This is a genomic window from Andreprevotia lacus DSM 23236, from assembly GCF_900176275.1.
In the GTDB taxonomy this organism is placed as follows: Bacteria; Pseudomonadota; Gammaproteobacteria; order Burkholderiales; family Chitinibacteraceae; genus Andreprevotia; species Andreprevotia lacus.
Genome location: NZ_FWXD01000071.1, coordinates 1 through 1,792, shown reverse-complemented (window position 1 = coordinate 1,792; position 1,792 = coordinate 1). Strand labels below are relative to the sequence as shown.

At 51.7% G+C, this 1,792-nt stretch carries 4 protein-coding genes; all 4 read right to left on the bottom strand.

Going from position 1 to position 1,792, the window contains the following annotated elements; all coding sequences use genetic code 11:
- The coding region (locus B9A19_RS21795; RefSeq protein ID WP_139799069.1) for a hypothetical protein at positions 1 to 315 on the bottom strand (315 nt) is incomplete at its 3' end.
- Between the two features lie 17 nt (positions 316 to 332).
- Positions 333 to 641 (bottom strand): H-NS histone family protein, encoded by a 309-nt coding sequence (locus tag B9A19_RS21790; protein ID WP_176217063.1) that lies wholly within the window; start codon positions 639 to 641, stop codon positions 333 to 335.
- A 171-nt stretch (positions 642 to 812) separates the two neighbouring features.
- Entirely contained in the window at positions 813 to 1,196 is a 384-nt protein-coding gene (locus B9A19_RS21785; protein WP_084093236.1) for an immunity protein YezG family protein, read from the bottom strand.
- Between the two features lie 18 nt (positions 1,197 to 1,214).
- A partial coding sequence (locus B9A19_RS21780) for a DNA/RNA non-specific endonuclease (protein ID WP_176217062.1) occupies positions 1,215 to 1,792 on the bottom strand: 578 nt, incomplete at its 5' end.

Genomic DNA, 1,792 nt, shown 5'->3' with positions numbered 1-1,792 from the left:
ATAGCTGTCGGCAAAAAAGTACAGGGTTTCCAGCGCCGACATGCGGTACTGCCCGTCTGCAAACCACACCGTGGGCGTGATCTGCTCGCGAATCAGTTTCAGCGAGCTGCGTTGCCGCCCCAAATCGCGCGGCTGGATCGGGATGGCTACATCGGAATGCCAGCTGCCGGCTGCCTGCAAGGCCTGCTGGGCAGCCAGCAGCAAACCTTGTTTGCTGTGCGCAGACAGACGAATCAGTGCCCGCTGGCGCAGTAGCTGGCCAGTGTGCAGATCATGGAACAGCGCAGCCTTGGTCAGCGTGTGAGAGGTATTCATGCTGGTGACACCGCAGTTCAAATCTTGAGCTGATCCAGCAGACCGCCTGCGGAGAGGAAATCCACGACCCACTGTGGCTTGCGGCCGTGGCCGGTCCAGGTCTGGTTGCGATCCTGGGGATTGCTGTAGCGGGCAACGCCCTTGATCTTGGTCTTCTGCTTGGCTGGCTTCTCTGGCTCGCCCAGCAGCTCGCGCAGCGAGAAGCCTTTTTCGCGCGCTAGCGCATTGAGTTCGCTCAGCAAGGCGTGGCAGCCTTGCTCACGACGAGCAGCAATCGCAGCGTCAACTTCGACCTGCAACTGCTGCAGCACTTCCAACGGATGCATTCTTAAATCAAGCATATTTGAGCGTTTCTAATGCGACATGCCATTCACAGGTACACCTTGATGCCAGCCGAGGAGAGCCTTTTTCACAGCAATTACCCCCAGCCGTTACGCCAAAAGCAATTCACTCACATTCAAAACCTAAGTGCTCTAGCACATAAACCCTTGGCAACTTCACTGCTTTCTCGGGTACTTCTCAAGCTCTTCCTTGATCTTGTCGTCACTTGGCTTGTATTCGAAATCAGGGAAGTTGTCGTAATCAAATGAAAACTTGAATTCACCATCACTAGTTATATGAATGGTTGCGGTATACCACGCTTCGTTGTCATTGGCCTTGGCCATTACATCTCGAAGAGTCTTGAAAGAAGCGATTACATCGTCATCTACTTCATACGAAAACGACTTGCCTGCAACATCTGTCTTATAGTCCCCTTCCACTTCACTGTAGCGAGTGATGATTTTTGCGACGGCATTAGCCTCTTTCCAATCGAAGTCGGAGAGAGAGGAAAATGTCTTTTTGGCAATAAAATCAAAAATTTCCTGGGCTTCTCTATTCATTTGGCAACCTTAATTCCATTACTTAACAGGATTTTCGATGTCAATCTTTCTAATCTTATCACCGATCTTCTCGGTGATACTGAAGGATGATGGACGCATGGTGTCATCAGTGTATTTAGGCATGATTTTCACCTCTACAGACTCCCCTTTCTCCAGTGCTGACGCCCATTTCTTCTCCATCTGGCCCCATTCGCCTGAATGGTAGTTGTTGATATCCTTGTGCATTGGCACAAGGTTGGCTTTCTCGCCAGACCCACCAAACTGGGAACCGATCAGATGACCGCCGTGGTCATCTGCAAGCCGCCCTTCCCCCTTGCCAACGGTGCGTTGTGCATAGTTATTCCGTGCTGCTGACTCGTCCTTCAGTTGTCCCTTAACTTCGACAACGCGCCCTTTACTATCTGTTTTGTACTTGTAACCGTTCAATTCGAACTCTGCGTTCGGGGGCAGCTTCTTTTTCGGGTTAATCTTGGCACCGTCACCGGGACTACCTTCACCTTCGGGCTTGCCCTCTTTCTGCGGCTCATGCGGCTTGCTCTTCTTGGCCGCTTCTTCTGCCTGCTTCTTCGCAGCGTCTTCCTCAGCTTTCTTGAGTG